This window comes from Pandoraea apista (assembly GCF_001465595.2).
Classification (GTDB): Bacteria; Pseudomonadota; Gammaproteobacteria; order Burkholderiales; family Burkholderiaceae; genus Pandoraea; species Pandoraea apista.
In genome coordinates, this window is the sequence record NZ_CP013481.2 from 464,752 (window position 1) to 486,014 (window position 21,263).

Below are 21,263 nucleotides of genomic sequence, written 5' to 3' on the forward strand. Positions count from 1 at the left end.
GGGAAAGCCCCGGCAGCTATGCCGTAGTGTTACGGACAGCCGCCGAGCGCATTTGAACTATTTGGCGACGCAAGGCGATAGCCCGTGCCTGCGAGCAACCGAGGTGACGGCGAATGTCAGCGACGGTGGGGCGTAACCGTCCGGCAGCAATGTCCTGAGCGAGTTGCGCGGCGTCGTGATCGATGGCCTCAGGCGTCTGTGACGCTATCGAGAACGGCGTGACGGACTGGTTTGGCATGGCGTGGCCGTCACAGTCACCGTCGGCGTCATCGTGACTCTCCCTGACTTCATGAGCGACTGTGGGCGCGACCGCCTCGACATAGGGTTTGCACCTCGGGTGAAGTGCGACGCTCCAGAGCAGGCACGCGACGCCTTCTAGGACTGAGGCAAATGCCAGTCCGGTCAGCAGGTCGACGCGGGCTCCCGCCGTGCCGAGTAACGTCGCGAGTCGCGCAGTCACGGGATCAGCCATCCTTGCGTCGTGCCGGGTCATCGCTCGGTCGTCCAAGTCCTGCGCACGACGGATGTCACTGACCTCCGCGTTCAACGCCTCGAGCCTGGCGGTCAGCGTGACGCGACGGGCCTCTAGCGTCGGGCACTTGCCAGAACACGACTGAGCATTGGCCGTCGCCAGTCGTGCCGAGACTTCGGCCCGCTCTCGCATGACGACGGTAAGGCTGCGGCCGGTGATTTCAGCCAGGACGACGGGCGCAGCTTCGGCACGTCGCTGTGCGGCATGCTGCGCAGCGAACAGGAAGAAATAGGCGTGACTGTTGATTGCGGTGAGCATGCATGCGCCCCACAGCAGATAGCCGGCTAGCCGGACTCGCCTGGGAACCCCTCGCACGAGTGCGGGTAGTAAGTGAGCGCTGAGTACCAGGACGACACCGAGCGTGACCCATACGACCCGCTCGGCGCGCGTGCCGCCACGTTGCTCGCTGGCGATCACCGAGATACCGATGGCAGTGGACGTTGCCGCGACGGCGAGCCACAAGGCGGGACGATCCCGGGTCATGCTGCCATGTCTCCCTGTTTGGTATCCAGCAATGCCGCCTGTCGATCCAGCCGATCCTTGAGACGAGAGGGCCCGGTGGGGTTTAGCGCTCCGCTATTGCCATTCGGTACATCGTCGCGGGACTGCGCCGGGTAGAACTCCTCGGTCACGGCGGCACTGTCCTCGATGGACTCTTCGAAGGCACCGTTGCGGAATCCGGTATGCGCCGCGGCGTCGAGTGCCGTCTGATCGAACCCAACCGCCTTTCGCCGAGTATCCAGCTCGGTTGCTGTGGTGATGGCTTGCTCCAGCGTACTGCCACTGCGCACGCCGATGTCCACGTAATAGATTGCCGATCCGTAGCTTTGTGTGGTCGACTTGCCCCGTAGCTTCAATTCCAGCGGCAGACACGCGAGCCGATTGCCTGATACGGCGCTGAAGTAATACAGGCGTGCGGCAAGCGTGCGAATCGAGTTGTACGAGGTGGTCCGAAAAATGAACGAGCCCATCTCGTCCTCGTCACCAATGAGCACATTGAGTCGCCCATACGGCTTGCAGGCACCGCCCTGGCTAAAAGAGCATCCGTCGGGAGACGGACACGGTAACTCCGTAACACCTGCTTCGCCGGCGCGGCGGCATGTCTCGCCATTGCCGACGCACGTGGGGCGGCCCGACTCGCGGTCGAAGCACGCATACTCGGCACGAAGATTCAGGTCCGGATCATTGAACAGGAACTGGACAGGAATTGCCCGCAGCTTGCCGGTATTGGCTTTGCGTAGGGATTCGTTAAGCGGGTGCAGCATCCAGCCGTCGCGCTGCTGAATCTGGGTGGTCAGAGTAAATTGATCGTCCTTCTCGGGAAGGCGCTTGCCGTTCTTTTCGACGACACGACCGATGGAGATCCGCCCGATGACGGGCGGCGTAATCGCAAGACCTTTGAGCATCAGGAACTCCTGGTGGAGATTTGAGAAATGAAAACGGGATGGGGAATACGATGGGTGCGCCGCACAGGAATACAGACGGAGAAAATCTGAGACCTAGACTTGGACAAGAAACCGGCGAGAACCGGGTTTCGTGATGGCGTACCGTGCAGCGAGTTCTGGCTGATCGGCTAGCAATCGTTTGAGGTCGATGCCAGTGCCGTCTTTGCTGCGTTTGTAGGAAACAGAACCGGTCTCGAACTGTGCCCGGTCGGCTTCCCCCATGGCCTGAGTGAGCGTCTGTTTCAACTGCGCTTCGACCGCCTCGCGGGATTCGATCTGGGCACGTACCGAAACGAGATCGGCGAACGTCGAGGACAATGCGCGGTCGTCGGTGAAGTCCACGGTGCCGCCAGTGCCCGGATAAAGACAGCGCAACGCCCGGTCGGCCGACTCGGAGCCGTCGGCTGGCGGGGGCGTGTCAGTCTGGATGTAGCGCCAGAACGCCGCTTCGAGTTCGATCAGTCGGGCAATCAGCGCGTCATCGCGAACAATTCGGTGGACTTCGAGCTTCTGCCCGCACAGCAGTACCGCCACATCGGCTGCCGGTTTGCCAGTGACGGCGAGCTGATGCTGGACCTGGATCTGTACGTATTCCGGTACACCCTCGCGCCAGAGGCGCGCACCGAACTCGCCCGCCGTTTTGCATTCCAAAATCGAGACTTCCGGCGCACCGATGACCTCACGGTCGATATTGGCGAGCATCCAGGGAATGGTGGGATGGCGCAGCACCGCGTTGATCCGCCTCACGCGCCGCCCGGTCTGCTTCGTATAGGACGCCGCGACAACCGGCTCGAGCAGTGTTCCCCAATACACCGGATCGGTGGTGTCATCGGGATCAGGCTTGGGCAGATCAGCATCTCGGCCCCTCTTGATCATCCACAGTTCCAGCGGACTCATGTAGGGACTCAGGCCCACGGCGGCCGCGGCATCCGATCCGCCGATACCTGTTTTTCTCACCGACAGCCAATCCTCACGGGACAGGGATACAGTGTCGACCAGCCGCAGGGCGGCATGGTGCCGTTCACGTATGACCGGTTCGGGGTGTGGCATGGCAACCTCCTAATATAAGAAAGCCCGGCGGGCAAGATCCCGGCCGGGCGTTATGACGACATGACGGTGTGGTGAACAGCGATTCACGCCACCAGTTTCATGGCTTCGTCCCAGGCCTTCTGCTTGAGCGCCGCACCTGCACCGAACCAGGCGGCATCGCGTCGGTGGTCATCGCTGCGCGCACGTCGGTGGTGGTCAACGTGTTCCGTGATGGCATTGACCAGGCCCCATGCGGTGCCGGCCGACGAGGCCAGCGTCGCCCCCTTGCCGCGACCGGCATACAGCTGCTCAACTGCCTTGACGGCGCGCTCGTTGACCGCAATGGCATCGCGTTCGGTTGCAGTACTCGCCGAATAGGTCAGCACACGTCGGAAGAAGGCTTCTGCAGTGGTCTCGGTGACTTTGCGTTCCGCCAATGCCTTGGTACGGACCATGAACGCATCCCACGAGGAGACGGCAATGCCGAGTTGGCGCTTGACGGCTTGCGCGTCGAATTGCGAGCGGTGTGGGACCTTGACGGCACTGACGTTGTTATCCAGCGCGATCGCCAGCGTGTTGTTGCACACGACGCGAACCGAGGTGAATTGCGCCGTCGTGGCGAGCGTGCCGTCGCAGGCGGTGGCGAGCAGTAGATAGCCTTTGATCTCGTCTCGGCCCTTGAGCATGCCACTCTGACCTGTGCGGGCTAGCGCCCACAGCTTGCGGCCTTCTTTGAGGACGCCTGCCGTTTCGAGCTCGAAGCCGCCGACTTCGGTCAGATCCTTGTAAAAGTCCAGGATTTCAGCGGGTTGAACGACTTGGTACCGAGAGGACACCACGGACAGCGGGGCCTTGGTGTCGGAGCGGTAGAGGACCTTCTGGTCGGGAAATGCGTGGATGGAGCCGAGATCGCCGTTGCTGGAGGCGACAAATCGCACGTCGGCTTCTTCGATACGCCAGTCCATACCGGCGGCTTTGGCCCAAACGTCGAGCGGTTGTTTCGGGGCGAGGCGACTGCCCAGACCGTGCCACGGCGTGGCGCCGACGTAGGCCATGGATTGAACGAGATGCATGGATTTCTCCTGTTAGAGATAGACAAAGGCAGATAACGGCATATGACCCGGCGCAAGCCGGGTGTTATGACGGATATGGAAAGGGAATGCGGGAGACGAGCACCGAAGCGGGCTCAACAGGCAGGAACTGAGGTCGGAACAGCAATGGCAGTATTAGCTCGCCGGACAGACCCTCTCAATGCTGGTGGTACGTCGTGGGAGGTGACTGAGAAGCGCGGACCAGAGTGCTCCGGCAAGGAAGGCGATGGCGAACGCCATCAGATATTCGAACGGGGACGGTTGGATCATTGATGCTCTGTCAAACCGAAGCGCTGAATGTGTGCCCGCAGGCCACACAGCGATGGTTGTCGAGAACGTTCTCGTCAATGACTTCCCCCATGGCGGCACCCGCAGCGCAGCCCGCCGCACTGGCAGCGAGTCCGGCGAGAATTGCTCCAGCTAAGCCTCCGAACACGGAGCCGATGGGGCCCGCGATGAGTCCCACCGTTGCGCCGACTTCTGCGCCCGATAGTGTCATGGCGACACCACTCGTGGCCCCAGCGACAGCGCCAATGGTGCTGCCCGCCTTACGCGCCTGATTGCGCTTTTCAACGTGGTCGGATCCGCACCGAGGGCATAACGGATGGTTGTGGGGCGAAGGGGGATCGGGGGCTTCCTGAAACGTAGAGGCTTCGGCATCACTGCCGCTGTCACTCCGCTCCTTGTGAATTGCCGAGTACGTGTAATAGCCCGGGTCGCCACCCAGGATTTTTTCGTCTATAACCTCGGCGTCGAGTGTTTGCGCCGTGAGTTCGAGTCGAAGGGGGTGGTAGTGTCTGCGCACTTGCGCAGAGATAAACCAGGTGGCGAGGCACATCATGACGACGCAGAAAAACAGTGCCGGGTAGAGAAAATTCGCGATCACATATCCTCCAAAGGCTGCCTTCGGGCGGGATTGCGCGAAGGGAGCGACCGCACAATCACGGGCTCAAGTGGGTGATATGTGATTCAAAAAATATGGAATCGTGAATGGGACCGCGACTTCAATTATTTCGACGTTCTTTCGGCAAAAGCAGTCGGTCACCATAACCAAAGTACGCGGCCAAAACTGCGTGCCAAACGCACGGGTACGCGGTTTTTGTTCGGTGAACCCGAGTAGAAAAAGTACCTCGCCAGCGTGTTACAGTTTCAGTCATCCGGCCGGCCCATCATCCTAGGATGTGTGAGCGTGAGAATCGAATATCTGCCTCTATGGGCGTCCGGGGGATATCGCTGCGCTGACTCGATCGGTCTTACCTTGACGCCTTAGGCGGCCAATCCGAACACCAGCAGGCCGAGTGGCAGTGCCGCATTTGTCGAGGCACGGCCCCAGCCTTGGGATTGCTCCATCGGGGCGACGAAAAGCGAAAACGCGCAGTAGACGGCGCCCCAGGCAACGAGCTGGGCCATGGCGAGCGCCCAGGTGAATGCGTTCCCGTCAGGCACGCGATCAGACATGGGACGTGACATCGGTCAGATGCTGCCCTGATTCACGCGCTTCATCAGGGCCTCGGTACTTTCCTGGCGCTCGCTGTAGCGGTCGACGAGATAGGGTCTGATATCGCGCGTGATCAATGTGAACTTCACCAGCTCTTCCAGCACGTCCACCACTCGATCGAAATAGGCCGACCGCCTTATGCGGCCGGCCTCGTCGGACTCCTGGAATGCCTTGGTCACCGACGACTGATTCGGGATGGTCAGCATCCGCACCCAGCGCCTTAGCACAGGCATCTCATTGACGGCATTGAACGACTGTGAGCCGTCGCTGACCTGCATGACGACGAGTGTCTTGCCCTGCGTCGGCCGACAACGGAATCCAGTCGATCTGCGATTTCATGATGCCGGTCATCGCGCCGTGACGCTCCGGCGAGCACCAGACCATGTCCTCCGACCACTGCACCAACTCGCGCAGCTCGGCCGCCTACGGGGGGGCGTCATCGGGCAGCGGCAGGCCGCTGGGGTTGAACGTGCGCACCTCGGCGCCCATCGCGGTGAGCAGCCGGGTGGCTTCTTCGCTCATCAGGCGGCTCAACGAGCGCTCGCGCGACGAGCCGTAGAACATAAGGATGCGTGGCGGGTTTCAACGGCAAGCGAGCACCCCTACACCCAGCGCTAACACGCTGAACATAGAAACGGATGGCATTTGTAATTCGTTTTTAATGGGACGCTTCAATGGCCGTATTGCCGCTGCGTCTGTTGCTGTTGGCGGCGAAGCGAGTCGATCATGATCGATGCAGCATCGGCCCAGTTTTGCATGCCGTTTGCGCCGCCCTGACCGCGTGTTGCACGCACTTGCGCCAGATCGAGGCGCGCGCGCGTGTAGTCTTGCGACGCCGCACGCGCCAGCCACTTCTCGCTCTCGGCATAGTCACGTTGTGCGAGCTTGCCTTCGAAGTAGATCTCGCCGAGCAGCGTCTGCGCAATCGGATAGCCGGTGCTCGCCGCGCGCTTGTAGAAGTTGATGGCGGAGTTGCCGTCGCGCGGTATGCCGTGGCCGTTCTCGTAGATCATGCCGAGCGTGGTGAGCGCTGCCGCGTCATTGCCGCGCTTCAGCAGCGCGGCAATGTCGTTGCGGTCGGCGCGCTGCGCGGCCTGCGTGATACGTAATTCGGCGTCGTCCCAGGCGTTGGCGCGCTGTGTCTGCGGTGTCTCCTGAGTTTGCTGCGGTGGTGCCGCCGGTTGCGCATTCGCGTTCTCGCGAACCTTCGCCAACTGATCGACCAGATACGGTGGCACGTGGGCGACGGAGCCCATGCTGCCCGGCGGGGCGACGGGAGCGACGGGGGCGGTGCCGCGTGTTGCACCGCCGCGTGTCGCATCGGCGGACTTGCCCGCAGGCACGTTGGACGCGACAAGGTACTGTGCGCCAAGCGGCACGTCGCCGATCAGGCCGCTCGAAATCCACGGGCGCTGCTGTCCGCCCGTGAGCTCCGCCACCTGCTGCTGCACGAGGTCAAGCGTGTGCTTGATCGTGGCGCCGGGCGTCTTCATGTTCATCGCCAGGTAGTAGGCGAATGGACTGTTGTCGGCAGCGCTGCCGAAGTTGCGCATGGAATCGTAAGCGCGTGCCTGATCTGCCGTAGAGAAGGCAATCAATTCGCCTTGTCCCACTTTTTCGGGCTTGAGTCCCGGACCGGCATTGCCGCGCGAGGGAACGCGGCAGGCGTCGATCACCGCGATGAACGACGTGGGAGCCGACGGCATGACCTTGCTGCGCACATAGCCCAGCCGAAGAGCGCGTTCGAGCAGAATGGGGCGAGTCATCGCGCGAATGGGTACCCCGGCATGCACAGGCACGAGGAAGTTGTCGCCCCCCGACTCGAAGCCGTGACCCGCGAAGTAGAAGAGTGACACCTGCGCCCCCTTGGACGCCTGCGCCAGCCAGGCCACTGCGGTCTTGAATTCTTCCTGCGATACATCGATCGTCACGCGCGTTTCGAAGCCGAGCTGGCGCAGCGTATCGCCAATGAGCTTGACGTCGTTCGCCGGGGCGACGAGGCGGTCGGCACCGTCGTAGCTGCTGTTGCCCACGACGAGCGCAACCTTGCGCGCGGGCTGAGGTGCCGGGGCGGCCTGGCTCAGGGGCGGCGCGAAGCAAGACGCGGCCAGCAGGACAAGGGTCAGGCCGCGCCGCAGCAAGGAGGTCATGGACATGGTGACTGGAATGCGTTCGATTGGGATAACGCCGTCAGGGCGTGAGCGGCTGCGGGGCGGCAAGCCCATCGGCCACCGCGGGCGCCCCGGGCCGCGGCACGACGATCAGACGCGAGGGGCCTACGAAGTGCGGTAGTGCCTGCGTCATCGGATGCGCCGGCGCAAATGGAAGCGAGGGACGCGATATTGCGTCGCGCTCCGCCGGGATCCGGAATCGCACATCCGCATGACGTGCAGTGCAGAACTGGGCGAACTGGGCGAGTGCTCGGCATGCCGTGAGGTCCGTGCGGACGACGTCCGTGAGGTCGAGTACAACGGGCAGCGGCGGCAGCGCGCTCAGCGCCACCCCCGGGTGATCGCGCTCGCGTGCCGCGTTGGCCTTGTCCACCTGCGCGAGCAGGGGTTCGACGACGGCGCTGTCGACGTTGTAGGCGAGCAGGGCGCCGCCGAGCTTGGCGACGAGGCCGTTGTCATGTTCGTCGCTCGTGGCCACCGTAATGGTCAGGCGACGCGGCGCGGGCCAGGCGACGAGAGTACCGAAAACGGCGCCCACGCCAAAGCCGACCAGCGGCTGGCCCGACGCGAGCGTGGCGACAAGTTCGAGCGTGAACAGCCACATCGCGGCGCCGAACAACCGGCGTGGCCGCGCGTCGGAGAAGGCGTGACGCGTGATGGTGCGCGCGCCCTCGTCGATCATGTCGAGCGACATCACGATCACGACCACGGCGACCGCGAGCTTCGGCAGCATGGCCACGAGTCCGACACCGGCCGTGAGCGCGACACAGACGAGTACCGCGTGCATGACGGCGGTCCAACGCGTTTGCGCGCCGCTGGTAATCGCCATGTTTGAGCGCGTGACCGAACCGACGTTGGGCAGCAGGGCGAGCGTGCCGAGCAACGTGTTTACCGCACCGAACGCGAGCAGGTCGCGGTCGACGGTCCCGCGTCGCAGCGTGAGCGACTCGATGGACGAGACCGCAATCACGGTGTCGAGGGACGACACGAAGCCGATCACGAGGCCGTAACCGATCGTCAGGGCCAGCGCATGCGGGCTCACGCCGTGCAGCAGGTCGAGCCACACGTCGGTGTCGACGGGGCGCCATGCCGCGAAATCGAGCCCGGCCACGCCGATCAGACGACAGGCAGGCGAGGGCGCCGGCAGCACGCGCAGCGCCAGATAGTACGTGCCGGCCGCGACCAGCATGGCGATGAACAACGACAGACCTGCGGGCAGCGTGAGCCTGCGTCCTGTGCGTGCCATACGCTGCGCGAACGCACGCCACGCGAAATGGCTAGCAATGCCGAGTCCGGCAATCGCCAGCGTGACGACGCCCCAGTCGAGCGTACAGCGCACGAGGAAGTTGACCTGATCGGCCACGGCCAGCCCGGCCACGCCGAAGATCAGACCGGAGAGCACCGGCGCGGGCACCTTGCGCACATACGACCCGCCGTGACGCAGGCCGATGATCATCTGCATCAGCCCGGAGATCAGCACCGCCACCCCGGCCAGCGCGAGGATCGGTCGCATGCCCTGGGCTGCCATCGCCGGATCGGCTACCAGTGCACCTACCAAATTCGATAGGAAGAGTGTCGACGCGACGCGCGGACCCGATACCATCGGTCGCGTGCCGGCACCCAGCGCGGCAAGGGCGATGCCGATCACGGCCGTCAGGATACCGAGCAAAATGCCGAACGCGGCCGCTTGAGGACCGGGCAACGGTGACGTGGCCTGAGCGCCGAGGGCGATGTATTCGGTGGTGCAGCCGAGCGTGACGACCAGCGCGGCAAGTGCCTCCAGACCCCAACGCACCCGGGGTCGCGGCGCGCTCATGCGCGGCATTGCGGGTTGGCAGCCACACGGGCAACGCCGTTGGCGCGCGAGGTGGCTTGCAGAGCGTCGTCGAGCGGCAGCGCAGGGAAGTGCAACTGCCACGCGCCGTTTTCGTTGGGCCCGTAGGTGACCACGGCGCCGTATTGCGTCAGGAACTCGTTGAGGTTGGCGAGCGAAGCCTGCGGGCCGAACCAGGCCTGGACTTCACCGCAGATGCCGTCGCTGGCACCGCGCCGGGCGGCTTCGCTGTGGCTGCCACTCAATGTCGCGACCGCGTGACCGAGACCGAGGGTGAGGCCGGCGAGTGCCAGCAGCAGGGCAAGCACGAAAGCGGTCTTGCTGTTGATCCAGTCGGCAATCGTATCGAACACGTTCACTCTCCCCAAGCAGCGCGGCAGTGGCGCGCATGGCGTGAGAGCACGGTTGGCGCCTTGTTTTGAGTGCGCCGAGCATAGCAGAGAATGCGAGGCCGAAAAATACCGTTGCGTGCACAACACGGGCGGAGCGCCCAGTCCGTCTCGTCATCGTTTTGGTAGTTTCGATGTGAGAGAATCAGGCGCCAGATTCAGACATCAAACAACAAGAATGACACGAATTGAACACGGGAAGCGCGGTGCGGGCTGGGGTGCCCGCACGGCAATGCGGCGCGCAGGACTGCTGAGCGCCATGGTCATGACTTTCGCGCTCGGCGGTTGTGCCGTGACGAAGAACAGTCAGGGCAACACGGTCTACGGCATCGATCAGGCGAGCCTTTTCGGCACGGTGGTCGACACGTTCAAGCTGGCCGACGGCTCGGAAGGCAATCTGCGCCGCAGCAACGGTCAGTACTCACTCAAGCTCGAACGCTATATGCGCGTACTGCCGTTGCAAAACGCGATCACCGCACGCGTGGTGCGCAGCGAAGTGGTCGGCGACCGCTCCGTTGTGGTGGTTGAAACGCAGGAGCGCAACTGCCCGTTCAAGTATGTGCTGTATGCCATTCAGGACAGCGATGTACTTGGGTGGACGTTCGGCAACTGCGCGGACCGTCCGCGTGCCGACCTGATCGACAAGGGACGCGCGCTCGTGTTCGACTTCCCGGGCAACGGCCGCCTCGTGCGCCACACCTATACCGATAGCCGTTTGCTGCAATCGGCCATCCCGGTGCCGCCGGGTGTCGACGTTCGTCGCAAGCCGTTCGCCGATGCGTCGCTCAAGGCCGTCGACGACCCGGCAGACGCCAACCGCTTCGTTCCTGCGCCACCGCAGACGGCGGGAGCGGCGGCGAACAGCAATCCACAACCCGGGCGTCATGCGCCCGCACGCCGTCAGGCGCGCAACACCGGGACGGCCGCACCGACCAATAATGCGCCGGCACCGAATACGCCCACGACCGTGGCGTCGTTCGGGCGGACCGTGCCGGGGTTGCCGAGTGCCCCCGGCGCGGGGCTGACGTTTGGCGCTGAAGAAGTCAAACCCGTTCGAGTCGACCTCCGGAACTGATCGTGCGCAATACCCTGCTGAAACAGACGGCGTTTCTGATCGCCCTCACGCTGGTCTACCTGACTTTCGAACTCGGCTTCAACGGGCGCCTGCTCGACGTGGTGGGCGGCACCGCAACCATCGACGATGTGCATCACATCGAAGTCTACGGGCGCACGCTCTCGGGCATTGCGGCGGCGCTGTTCGTGCTGCAATGGCTCATGGGCAAGCGTACGAAGAGCGGCAAGGACGGCGGCAAGAAGTCGCCCGGCTTGCGCACCATCGGCATTGCGTGCCTCGTGACCATCGTCGTGGTGTATTTCGCCATCAAGACCTTCGTCGACGTGCTGGTGACCACGCGCGACGCCGAGTTCCGTCGCATTGCAGCCAACACGATTCTGTTACAACGCTCGCTTGTCGAGGGACGTCTGCAACTGGACGGGCTGACGGGCAGCGACATGGTGTTCGCCAAACCGCAGGGCAAGGCGTTTCTGGCGCTGTTCCCGGTGTTGGCCGTATCGGTCGACCGGCTCGACGAGAAGACCCGCGCGGTCAAGGCGACGCTGGTGCGAGAAGCGGTGCGCCGCGAGATCGGCGGCGCGAAGGGCTACTACGACAACTATCGCGACGCGATGAAGCGGCTGCACGACGACTGGAGCAAGTACGCTGCGATCATCCCCGACAGCGATTCAGGTTTGCTCGCCGAGCAACAGCGCGCGTGGAACGACTATCGCGCCCGCTTGTCGCGCCGTGGCTGGCAGCCGGAGACGGTGCCGTTCTATGCACGCGGCAAGGTGAGCGCGAGCGTTCGCCGAGATCTGCCTGCGCTCCCCGGCAACTGGCATCCCAGCGACATCGTGTCGTTCTATCGTGCGGTTGCGGTGAAGTACCGTCAGGCGGCTGCGCGCAAGGTTCATAGCGTGGAGGTCGGCGGCGAGACGATTCCGCCGGGGCTCTCGTACGAAGCGTTCGTGGCCCGTGCGGGCGTGCAGAAGGAACTGCGCAAATCGCTAGGTCTGCCCGCGAGCGCCACGGTGCAGCCGTCGTACGCCAGCACCGAAGCATTCGGCCAGTTGTTCGACGCCTTCTCCGACGAGCAGGCGCGCTTGCAGATGAGCAAATACGATGCGAAGCCGGCCGACTTCGAGGATGGCGGCAAGTACGCGCAGGAAGGCATCGACGCCACGCGGGCGGCCATCGTGCCCGCCGTCGCGCTGTTCTTCTCGCTGCTGGGCGCCATCGCACACTTCTCCAAGCTGTTGTTCCTGAGCGCCAAGTGCCTGATGCTCATGCGCACCGGCCCGGACGGCGAGTTGAGCCGCCGAGCCTCGCGCACGGCGCTTGCCGTGCTCTTCTGCGCGATGATCGGGGTGTGGACGATCCTGTCGATGGCGTCGAACGACATTACCCGCAGCGACTTGTTCGGCCAGATGATGTCGTGGGCGCGCACGGGGGCCTCGGGCGGTCGTGCGCTGACCAACATCGCGCATGTCGTCGTGGTGGGACAGGGCTACGGCTATCCGCTCAACGAAGCGATTCGCAAGGATGTTCTGCAAGGGCTGAACTATGGCTATCACCCGGCTGCGCACTAGCACCGCCGCGCTTGCGCTGACGGTGCTGGCGGCGATGACCTCGCCGTCGTATGCCGCCTGTCTCGGCATGCAGATTCACGCGCATCGCGGCTCAGCCGCCGACCCCGAGAATTCCGGCAGTGCGCTGCGCAGCGGCTACGCCGGAAAATGGGACGGTGTGGAGACCGACATGCAGCAGTTGTCCGACGGCACCTGGGTGCTGCATCACGACTTGCGCACGGGCCGCTCGGTGCTCGCGGGCGCACCGCGTCCGGTGGCGCAGCTCACGAGTGCCGAGTGGCGCGCCGCACGCATGACGCTCAACGGCAGGCCGACTGCCGAGGCGCCGCCGTTTCTGTCCGATGCCCTTGCCATCGCAAGCGGCTATCCGGGCAAGACGCTCAACGCGGAAATCAAGGAAGTCGTCGACAACTGCGCACCGATTCAGGGGCTGGTGGCGCAGATGCGCCAGGGCATACCGCATGGCAACTGGTTCCTGACGTCCGGGCTGTTGCAGAACCTTCGCTGCGCGCGCACGGCCGATGCCCAGGGGTACATGGGGCTGATCGTGTTCGATGGCCGCAACGCCGAAGCGGCGGCGTCGAACCGTTGGACGAAGATGATTGCGAAGCACGCCAAGGCCCCTGTGCTCGACCGGAACTGGATGAACCGGCTGGTCGCCGAGCTGGGCCTGCCAGCCGGCATTCACGTCGACGCGCGTACCATGGACGCCAACCCGGATCTGCTGGCGGACGCCACGGCCTCACGGCTGGCTGTCTTCGCCTATGCGGTGCAGGGCGACGCCGCGCTAGCGGACGCCATCGGCCGGGCGCACGCGCGCACCGGGAAACTGCCGAGCGGTGCGGTGATCGATGGCGACGCCGACGCTTTTTGCCGTCGCGTTGCGAGCACCACCGGCCTGCACTGAGTCGTCGTGACGTAATACCTTTCCGGTTTCCCGCTTCTGCTGCGAATAGGGGATGTCGGCGCCTTGCCGCCAGCCCGCCGGTCACCCCCGGCGGGTCCATCCCGATCGCATTCGGATCCCTTGCGGATCCTCAGGAGCCAGCCATGCACCAAGCCATTCCGACCCTGCTCGATTACTTCAAGCGCGAGGGCTATGTCGCCCATGTGGACGACGACGGCGACATCGTCTTCAAGCGCGAAGGCATGAATTACGCCTTGTGTTTTGATCGCGAGGACCCGGAATTCTCCAAATTGCTGCTGCCCAACGTGTGGTGTGTCGATACGCCGGAGGAGCGGGCGTTCGTGTTGCACGCCATGAACGAGATCAATCGCCGCTACAAGGCGATCAAGATCCACACAGTGGACGACCAGGTGTGGCTTGCCGTGGAGATGTGGCTTGTCGATCAGGCCGATTGGGCGGTGCACCTGCCGCGTGCGGTACGGGCGTTGTCGCATGCGCTGTTCCGGTTTGCGGAGCAGATGCGGATCTCGGTTGAGGAGGCCCGTGGGGCCAATGAGACACTACGGTTGAATCACTGATTCCGGCGGGGACGGTACGGCGCGGATCACGTAGAATTCGCGCTGGACTACGCCCTGCCCGCATGAAAAGCGACGACATCGATAACGAAGAACTGACGCGCCTGCTACGCAAGTTCGGCAAAGCCGGAGACCGCAGCCGCGAGGCGCTTGCGGCGCACCGCAAGTTCTACGACCATATTGCCCGCGTGCTAGACCGGCAGGCATTGCAGGCGACCAATTACAACGAAGATCTGGCCGTCGCCGCAGTGCAAGACGCCTGGCTGCGCATTCTGCGCAAGGCCGAGACCTACGATCCGGCGCGCGCTACGGTCAAGACATGGGTCAAAGACATCACGTACAAATGTGCGATCGATGTATTGCGCAAGCATTACAAGCACAATCGCAATACCTCCCTGTCAAATGAGGATGCCGCGTCGGCTGACGCCGACGGCGACGCTACCGCGGGCCGCACCAGTGCGAGCCACTGGCTCGAGCCTGTTTCCGATCCCGACGAGACCGCCTGCGACCTGCCGTCACCTGAAGACCGTGCCTACGGTTCGCAACTCGAGCGCGTGATGCGAGACTGTCTCAACATGTTGCCGACCGGTGACGGGCCGAACTACCGGCTGGCGATGGAGCTCACGCTGGAGGACGAACTGAGCTACGCAGACATGACCGTGCGTTTGCAGGAACAGACTCCGCCCGGGGTTCTCATCAATGCCGAGCAGGTGCGCGGCTGGGTCCGGGCGGCCACGCAGCGTATGCGTCGGTGTGTGTCTGCAAAACTCGGCTGGGCGCGTCCGAAGCGAGGCGGCATGGCCACGGATCAAAAGGAGACGCGCGCATGACGAACGACGATCAGGAACGCTTCCGTGCGTTGGCTCTGCTGTATGTCTGCGGCAAGCTCGACGACACCGAGTCGGCATGGATGAAGCAGAAATTGACTGCGCATCCCGAATGGCAGGCGACGCTCGACGAGGAGCAGCGCTTCGCCGACACGACCCGCGAGGCTATCAATTCGAGCTACGCCGAGCGTCGTCCGCTGGTGGCATTCGACGAGTTGCCTACGCTGGCGCCGGAACGCGGCGCGCTGTCGTTGGCGGAGCGCTTGCGTGCGTGGTGGACGCGTCCGATACCGCGCGGCTGGGCGTTCGCCTCCCTTGCCGCGCTGGTGCTGGTGGCCGGTACACAGACGATGCGTCTGGCCGAAATGACATCGACGTCTGAAGACAATGGCGCAAGCGCGATGCGTGGCGCACCGGTGTCTCCGGCGCCGGGTGTGCCAATGCTTCAGGTGATCTTCGCAGACGGCACGACCGTCGCGCAACTGCGCAAGGCGATCGGCGATCTGCAACTGGATATCGTGCGCGGTCCCGACGAGGACGGCATGATCTGGCTCGCAGTGCCCGCGGGGAACGCTGTGAAGGCGCTCACGGATCTCAAGGCGACGGGGCTGCTGTCATACGGCGAAGTGGTGGACGACCTGCACTGACCGGGGGGCGCTGCCGCGCATCGACACGCAGGATCAAGGGGGCTTCGGCCCCCTTTGTTTTTGTCCGCGCGCCTGTCGCGTCGCGCGGGGATTTCGCCCGCGAAAATATTTCTCAGATTCTTTTCCGGTTTTGCCGGGGCGCTCCGAATAGGGGGTATCCGCCGCGATGCTCGATGAGCCCGGCGGGCAACGGCGCGGGCCCGTGAGACGGCCGTGCGCTCGACCCAACCCCTCAGCGTGCCGCAGATGCGACACCAAGCACTGGAGAGAAACGATGAACCAACGTGGCAAGATTTTGCGCGACACGAGCACCGGCCCCGGCCTTGTCAGCATTGGCGGTCACCAATATCCGTTCACCCTGGAAGGTGTGTGGCAATCGGAGCAGGCCCCCGCTGTGAACATGACGGTCGATGCGCTGATCGACGAAGCAGGCCAGTTGGCGCAACTGCGTGCGGTCTCCGATAGCCAGCTCGCCCGCGAGGCGACTGACGAGGCACTCTCCGCAGTCAAGCAGCGCGGTAATGCGCTCGTGGCCCGCTTCGGGGCGCGCACGCTTGGCGCGATGGGCTTGCTGGCCGTGTCCTGGTTCTTCCTGAACACCATCACGGTGCAGGTGTCGTCGAACTACAAGGTCGGCATTTCGCTGTGGAAGTTGCTGGGCCTGATCAATGCGCCGGGCGGCATGATCAACGCGCTGGGCGGCAACGGCGGCAGCGCAGGTGTGTACGGTGTAGTGGCCGCAGTCGCACTGTTCGCGCCGCTGGCCCCTTACTTCGTGCGCGATCCGCGCGCGCATCTCGCGAACCTGTTGCCGCTCCTCTTCATGGGGGTGCTGATGGCCGGCATCTACATGAACATCAGCGACGGCATTTCGCAAGCTCAGGGCGCGGCAACGATGTTCGGCGGCAAGCAGGCGGCAGACTTCGCCAGCGAACTCGTTCGTGAAGCGCTCAAGGCCGTGTCGATCGGGCTGGGGGGATATCTCGCCGTGCTGGTGAGCCTGTATCTCGCGGCAACCGGCGTGCTCGGCTGGACGGCGGCCAAGCGCTGATTCGCACCGTCGACCGACATCGACTTCACGCGTTATTCCCACCTATGAACGCACTCGAATCCCGAGTATTCCTCAATAAGGATGCCCATCATGCATACGCACACGCTCGCTCTGCAACGTAGTTTCAAACATCTTGTGCTGACGGTGGCGTTCGCCGCAGCGTCGGTCGGATTGTCGGCCTGTGGCGACAAGGCGCCGCAGGGCAAGCCCGCCGCCGACGCCGCCCCCGCAACGCCGAATCTGGCAGACGCGACTTCGCTGCGGGCCGTGGCACAGGCGCAGCAGCAGGCCGCGCAGGCGGCGCTGCCCAACGGAGATCCGGCTACGCCTGCATCGAGCTATGTCGAATACAACAGCGGCAATCAGTTGATGTTCGCGTACCTCGCGCTGGCCGACATGCCGGTCGACTACGATCAGATCGCCAATCGCATGTCGCGTGACTATGCGGGCGCGAACGACGAGTTCCGCAAGCGCGATCTGCTTGCAGCCCTCAAGCCACGAATCGATCAGGCGGTTGCGCAGGCCAAGGCACAGCGCTACTTCCGCATTACCGTGAGCAATCCTGTTCAGAAGTACGACTTCGAGAGGAAGAGCTTCCCGCTCGACAGTTCGTTGTGGGAGAGCGGCTCGTTCCGTTATTTCTACGATAACGGCGAGTACCGTCTGAGTTTCAGCAATGGAGATGGCTTCCGTTATCTGGCGGTTGCCAATGAAGACGCAGCCCGAAACATCGAGTCGATGCGCGCGCGTGGCGCGGCGCCGACGCTGGTGGTCTATGGCTACACGCAATCCGCCGACATGTCGAACAAGTCTGTCAAGGCACAAATCGTCAAGGTGGCGCTGGTCGATCGTCAGGGCAACGTGTTGGCCGAGCAATAATCCGGCCTGAGTGTGGGAGGCGCGTAATTAGGCTCGGAATCCATCTGGGAATGCCTCAAGATATGCTGTAACGTACTGCACTTAAGTGTTCCTGCCCATTGGGACTGTTGCACAACGAGCGCTCCTCCCGCGCTCGCAAAAAAATGCATTCGATTATGTCAATTCGAGCCGGCTACGATACGTGGTCCACCACGTACGACAACGACGAAAACATCACACGTGACCTCGACTCCTGGGTGACAGAGAAGCAGTTTGCGAATCAGGCTTTTCAAGCGGTCATTGACTGCGGCTGTGGCACGGGAAAGAACATTCCATTTTTTGCGGCGCGTGCGGAAAGCGTTCTGGGAATGGATTTTTCTGCGGGAATGATCGGTATCGCACGTCAAAAAGCGGTGCGGCCAAACGTCGCATTCCTGGAGTGGGATATCAGCCAGCCGTGGCCGGTGGACAGTGCTTCACATGATCTGATCAGTTGCAACCTGGTGTTGCAGCACGTGGAACGACTCGACGCGGTGTTTGCTCAGGTGCGGCGCTGCCTGAAGCCGGGAGGTCGTTTTTTCATCAGTGAGCTCCATCCCATAAAGAAGTATCAGGGCAGCATGGCGCGCTATGTCCGCAATAGCGAGGACCTGACGGTGCCTGCGTTTGACCATCAGATCAGCCACTTTCTCCAGGCGGCGCGGCAACATCAGCTTCGCCTGGTGGATATGGATGAGGCCTGGCATGACCGCGATGCTGGGCGTCCGCCCAGGCTGGTCACATTCCTCTTTGAGAAAATCTGACATAGCAAGCCCATGGACGGCACCCCGATCTATCGGATGACCCAGACCTCCTTGTCAATTTCCTGCCAGAGTGTCTCCAGAACGCCAAGGCGGGGTGCAGACTGCATTGCGACTGCCAGAGGACTGACCATGCGCACGACGTTCCCGGCCACGCCGGGTTGGCGTGGCGACAGGAAGTCCAGGTATTCCCGCGACAAGGATGAGGCGTCGATCCAGGCAGTCAGTTGTCGACATTGTTCGATCCAACTCTGTAGTGCAGCGGCAGGCATGCCTTCCTCCACGCGGCATCGATCGAGGAACTCGCGCATGGCTGCTACCGTTTTTGAGATGTCGCGGGCGATCTCGGCAACATCCGGTTCCTTTCTGACCGAACGCCGGCGATGTTGCGCCTGTGCCAGCCGTACCAACGCATCTGCGCTGACGGACGTTGCCGACAGGCCATCGAACCCGTTTAGTCTTGGGATATCGTCGGAATGCAATTTCCCACAGAAATCCAAAATGAAATAAAAGCGTGTCTGGGGAAAGCGTATGTTCGATCTGACGTACGATTTTAAGAATTTTTTATCCAGATCATCCATGGTCTGAATAGGCGATTCCAGCGTGTGCGTAGCATTCATTGCCAAGGGCGACGACTGCAAATTTGGATGAATTCGTATTTTATTTCAGATTTCGATATCGGTAGAAATGCATAAGATCAACGACATTGTCACGGTTGAAGTGGGTTCGCGTTTTATGGACGTGGCTTGGCGCGACGGGAGTGTCAGCCGTTACAGCAAGTTTTGGCTGCGTGACAATTGCGCGTGCGAGATTTGCGGCGATCATGAAAGCGGCAGCCGTTTTCAGTCGTGGCTGAAGATTCCGCAGGACGTGACGTTGCGCCACGTAGCATGGGACGGCGCTTGCCTCGATGTCGTCTGGGATGATGGTGACCATCGATCCCGGTACGCCCTTGCATGGCTGCGGAGCAACTGCCACGTGCAAGCCACGTCGCATACGCAGAAGACTCTCTGGGACATGACCTTGCCCGAGATTCCCACGGCCGACTATCGGCTGGCGTTGCACGACGATCGCGAGCGATACCGGTTACTCGATCATGTGGTTCGCTATGGCTTCGTGGTGGTGAAGAATGTCGGGACCGATCCCGCAGAAACCGCCGCGTTGACCCGGATGCTTGGCTATACGCGTGACACGCATTTTGGCGCCATCACCGATCTGCAACTGCGCGAACAAGGCAGCCATTTGTCCGATTTCCCGGTCGAGATCCTGCCGCATACCGATGAAACGTACCGACCTGTGCCCACCGGCATCAATGTTTTTCATTGCATAACGCCCAGCCGCGATGGCGGTGGCGTGTCTTCGATGACGGACAGTCACGCCTGCGCGAAACAGTTGCAAACTCTCGACGCTGCGGCGTACGAAGTGCTGTGCAAGACCCCTATTCGTCATGCGCGACGCGCCGGCAACGAAATCATTGTCTCGAATCATCCCGCCTTTATGAGGGACTCGGCGGGCGAGTTGACGGAGGTGCGTCTTAACGAGCGCACCATGTCTGCCCTGCGCATCGACCCGGAGCAGATGGATGCCGTCTATGCAGCATTGCGCAAGGCATTGGAGATTGCCTATTCCGGTGCCTATACCGTCTGGTATCCCATGGAAGCGGGTGACGCCATGGTTTTTGACAATCTGCGCGTTCTGCATGGTCGCACCGCGTTCCGAACGGAGCGACTGATTCGACAGACCAATGTGATGCGCGATGAATTCCATGCCCGCCATGCCTTCCTCGCGGAGCAACTGCATTCCATCGGAAGCAAACGCTGATTTTTAATAGTTATCTGACTGCTGTGCACAATCTTACAGAAGAACAAATATCGGCTCTGTCCAATCAATTGAATCTGGCGGACGGTCATGCCTATCGTGAATTGAGTGCGGAGGAAAGTGCAATTATTCAGAATCTCCCTCGCATCTTCATGCAAGTCGATCGCATGCAACAGAGGGAAATTGAGCTGGCCTATGTGCAAACCTTTCTCGGGGCGGCGCGCCAGACCTGTGACCACGATGCCTGGTCGTACTTCATGTGCTTCACCGCGTCGATCGGCCTGGAAGTCGTGGCGAACTACCTTCGCCTGGAAAAGCGCACCGCGGCGTTGATCGAGCCCTGCTTCGACAATCTGCATGACATCCTGCGTCGCCATGACGTTCCGTTGCAGGTATTCCCTGAGGCTTGGATGCAAAGCCGGCCTGATGAATTGCCAATGCATCTGGAGCGCCTTGAAGCGGATGTGCTGTTTCTGGTTGCGCCTAACAATCCGAGCGGAATGGAGCTGCCGCAGGAAAACCTTCAGGTCGTGATTGATTTCTGCGAAAAGAAAAAATGCCTGCTGGTGTTGGATGCGACCTTCCGCTTCTTTCAGCGGCCCGGGGCAGTCTATGACCAATACGCCATGCTCGCGCGCTCCGGGATCGATTGCATCCTGATCGAAGATACGGGCAAAACTTGGCCAACCAAGGAAATCAAGGCGCCCTTTTTTAGCGTTTCCATGGGGCTGGCGCCGCGCATCGCGCATATCTACTCCGACTTTATCCTGCACGTATCGCCGGTGGCCATCGAGTTGTTGCGGAATTTTGTCGCGTTGGGTACCGAGCAGGTGCACGCCGTCATTGCTGCCAATCGTCTGGCCTTGCAGGAGGCGCTGGAAGGAACCTGTCTCTGTCTGCAAGAGGGGGGGCGCATGAGCGTCGCGTGGTTGCAGGTCACAGGGCCGCGCACGGCCACGCAGTGGCAGGCATTGATGGCGGAACACGGCCTGTCCGTACTCACTGGCGTGCAATTTTACTGGGCCCATCCTCACGCAGGTGAGAAATACCTGCGCGTGGCGCTCCAGCGCAATCCTGCGATGTTCCAGTTGGCCTGTACCCGCTTGCGTGCTCTGCTGACGGCTGAGGGTTGAAGCATATGTCCG

General features: G+C 62.4%; 21 protein-coding genes and 1 pseudogene. 11 read left to right on the forward strand and 11 right to left on the reverse strand.

The annotated features are described in order from the left end of the window. Positions 1–16: 16 nt before the first annotated feature. The 10 genes and pseudogenes from AT395_RS02200 to AT395_RS02245 all read right to left on the reverse strand — a co-directional run bounded on the left by AT395_RS02200 (position 17) and on the right by AT395_RS02245 (position 9,953). Positions 17–1,015 (reverse strand): hypothetical protein, encoded by a 999-nt coding sequence (locus tag AT395_RS02200; RefSeq protein ID WP_048628184.1) that lies wholly within the window; start codon positions 1,013–1,015, stop codon positions 17–19. Beyond that, complete coding sequence (locus tag AT395_RS02205; protein ID WP_048628183.1) at positions 1,012–1,938, reverse strand: recombination directionality factor; 927 nt, start codon at positions 1,936–1,938, stop codon at positions 1,012–1,014. Before AT395_RS02205 ends, AT395_RS02200 begins: the two co-directional genes overlap by 4 nt. 93 nt (positions 1,939–2,031) lie before the next feature. Next, on the reverse strand, positions 2,032–3,027 hold the full coding sequence (locus AT395_RS02210; RefSeq protein WP_048628182.1) for a YqaJ viral recombinase family nuclease: 996 nt from the start codon (positions 3,025–3,027) through the stop codon (positions 2,032–2,034). 83 nt (positions 3,028–3,110) lie between these two features. Then, complete coding sequence (locus tag AT395_RS02215) at positions 3,111–4,079, reverse strand: DUF932 domain-containing protein (RefSeq protein ID WP_048628181.1); 969 nt, start codon at positions 4,077–4,079, stop codon at positions 3,111–3,113. 298 nt (positions 4,080–4,377) lie between these two features. Beyond that, positions 4,378–4,983, reverse strand: a complete 606-nt coding sequence (locus AT395_RS26025; RefSeq protein ID WP_231606073.1) for a hypothetical protein — start codon at positions 4,981–4,983, stop codon at positions 4,378–4,380. A 380-nt stretch (positions 4,984–5,363) separates the two neighbouring features. Then, a complete protein-coding gene (locus AT395_RS02225; protein ID WP_048628180.1) occupies positions 5,364–5,555 on the reverse strand; it encodes a hypothetical protein in 192 nt (63 codons plus the stop codon). Positions 5,556–5,570: 15 nt separating this feature from the next. Continuing rightward, a pseudogene (arsH, locus tag AT395_RS02230) lies at positions 5,571–6,171 on the reverse strand (arsenical resistance protein ArsH); the annotation flags it as partial. Positions 6,172–6,266: 95 nt separating this feature from the next. Further along, the gene (locus AT395_RS02235) at positions 6,267–7,751 is read right to left on the reverse strand and encodes a caspase family protein (protein ID WP_058375280.1); all 1,485 of its coding nucleotides are present in this window, start codon (positions 7,749–7,751) and stop codon (positions 6,267–6,269) included. A gap of 34 nt (positions 7,752–7,785) precedes the next feature. Then, positions 7,786–9,582: a SulP family inorganic anion transporter gene (locus AT395_RS02240; RefSeq protein ID WP_167370710.1), complete on the reverse strand. Its 1,797-nt coding sequence runs from the start codon at positions 9,580–9,582 to the stop codon at positions 7,786–7,788. Then, positions 9,579–9,953 carry a hypothetical protein gene (locus tag AT395_RS02245; RefSeq protein WP_058375281.1) on the reverse strand — a complete coding sequence of 125 codons (375 nt, stop codon included), beginning with the start codon at positions 9,951–9,953 and terminating at the stop codon, positions 9,579–9,581. Before AT395_RS02245 ends, AT395_RS02240 begins: the two co-directional genes overlap by 4 nt. Positions 9,954–10,167: 214 nt before the next feature. Between AT395_RS02245 and AT395_RS02250 the strand changes: the two genes are divergently transcribed. The 9 genes from AT395_RS02250 to AT395_RS02290 all read left to right on the forward strand — a co-directional run bounded on the left by AT395_RS02250 (position 10,168) and on the right by AT395_RS02290 (position 18,303). Then, positions 10,168–11,064: a hypothetical protein gene (locus tag AT395_RS02250; RefSeq protein ID WP_048628176.1), complete on the forward strand. Its 897-nt coding sequence runs from the start codon at positions 10,168–10,170 to the stop codon at positions 11,062–11,064. A gap of 2 nt (positions 11,065–11,066) precedes the next feature. After that, complete coding sequence (locus AT395_RS02255; RefSeq protein WP_048628175.1) at positions 11,067–12,635, forward strand: hypothetical protein; 1,569 nt, start codon at positions 11,067–11,069, stop codon at positions 12,633–12,635. Next, positions 12,610–13,542 carry a glycerophosphodiester phosphodiesterase gene (locus tag AT395_RS02260; RefSeq protein ID WP_048628174.1) on the forward strand — a complete coding sequence of 311 codons (933 nt, stop codon included), beginning with the start codon at positions 12,610–12,612 and terminating at the stop codon, positions 13,540–13,542. The genes AT395_RS02255 and AT395_RS02260 overlap by 26 nt, the downstream gene beginning before the upstream one ends. Positions 13,543–13,685: 143 nt before the next feature. After that, positions 13,686–14,120: a T3SS (YopN, CesT) and YbjN peptide-binding chaperone 1 gene (locus AT395_RS02265; protein WP_048628173.1), complete on the forward strand. Its 435-nt coding sequence runs from the start codon at positions 13,686–13,688 to the stop codon at positions 14,118–14,120. A gap of 62 nt (positions 14,121–14,182) precedes the next feature. Next, the gene (locus AT395_RS02270) at positions 14,183–14,947 is read left to right on the forward strand and encodes an RNA polymerase sigma factor (RefSeq protein ID WP_048628172.1); all 765 of its coding nucleotides are present in this window, start codon (positions 14,183–14,185) and stop codon (positions 14,945–14,947) included. Further along, complete coding sequence (locus tag AT395_RS02275) at positions 14,944–15,591, forward strand: hypothetical protein (protein ID WP_048628171.1); 648 nt, start codon at positions 14,944–14,946, stop codon at positions 15,589–15,591. Before AT395_RS02270 ends, AT395_RS02275 begins: the two co-directional genes overlap by 4 nt. 274 nt (positions 15,592–15,865) lie before the next feature. Continuing rightward, positions 15,866–16,642, forward strand: a complete 777-nt coding sequence (locus tag AT395_RS02280) for a hypothetical protein (protein WP_048628170.1) — start codon at positions 15,866–15,868, stop codon at positions 16,640–16,642. 90 nt (positions 16,643–16,732) lie between these two features. Beyond that, complete coding sequence (locus AT395_RS02285; RefSeq protein WP_048628169.1) at positions 16,733–17,521, forward strand: DUF4852 domain-containing protein; 789 nt, start codon at positions 16,733–16,735, stop codon at positions 17,519–17,521. Between the two features lie 155 nt (positions 17,522–17,676). Continuing rightward, positions 17,677–18,303 (forward strand): class I SAM-dependent methyltransferase, encoded by a 627-nt coding sequence (locus AT395_RS02290; protein ID WP_167370711.1) that lies wholly within the window; start codon positions 17,677–17,679, stop codon positions 18,301–18,303. A gap of 29 nt (positions 18,304–18,332) precedes the next feature. Here the strand turns inward: AT395_RS02290 and AT395_RS02295 are convergent, their stop codons facing one another. Beyond that, entirely contained in the window at positions 18,333–18,881 is a 549-nt protein-coding gene (locus AT395_RS02295; protein ID WP_150691302.1) for a hypothetical protein, read from the reverse strand. Between the two features lie 160 nt (positions 18,882–19,041). On the opposite strand from AT395_RS02295, the gene AT395_RS02300 reads away from it, so the two are divergent. Both AT395_RS02300 and AT395_RS02305 read left to right on the forward strand, forming a co-directional pair. Continuing rightward, the gene (locus tag AT395_RS02300; protein ID WP_167370712.1) at positions 19,042–20,121 is read left to right on the forward strand and encodes a TauD/TfdA family dioxygenase; all 1,080 of its coding nucleotides are present in this window, start codon (positions 19,042–19,044) and stop codon (positions 20,119–20,121) included. A 23-nt stretch (positions 20,122–20,144) separates the two neighbouring features. Further along, complete coding sequence (locus tag AT395_RS02305; RefSeq protein ID WP_048628165.1) at positions 20,145–21,251, forward strand: aminotransferase class I/II-fold pyridoxal phosphate-dependent enzyme; 1,107 nt, start codon at positions 20,145–20,147, stop codon at positions 21,249–21,251. Positions 21,252–21,263 lie beyond the last annotated feature (12 nt).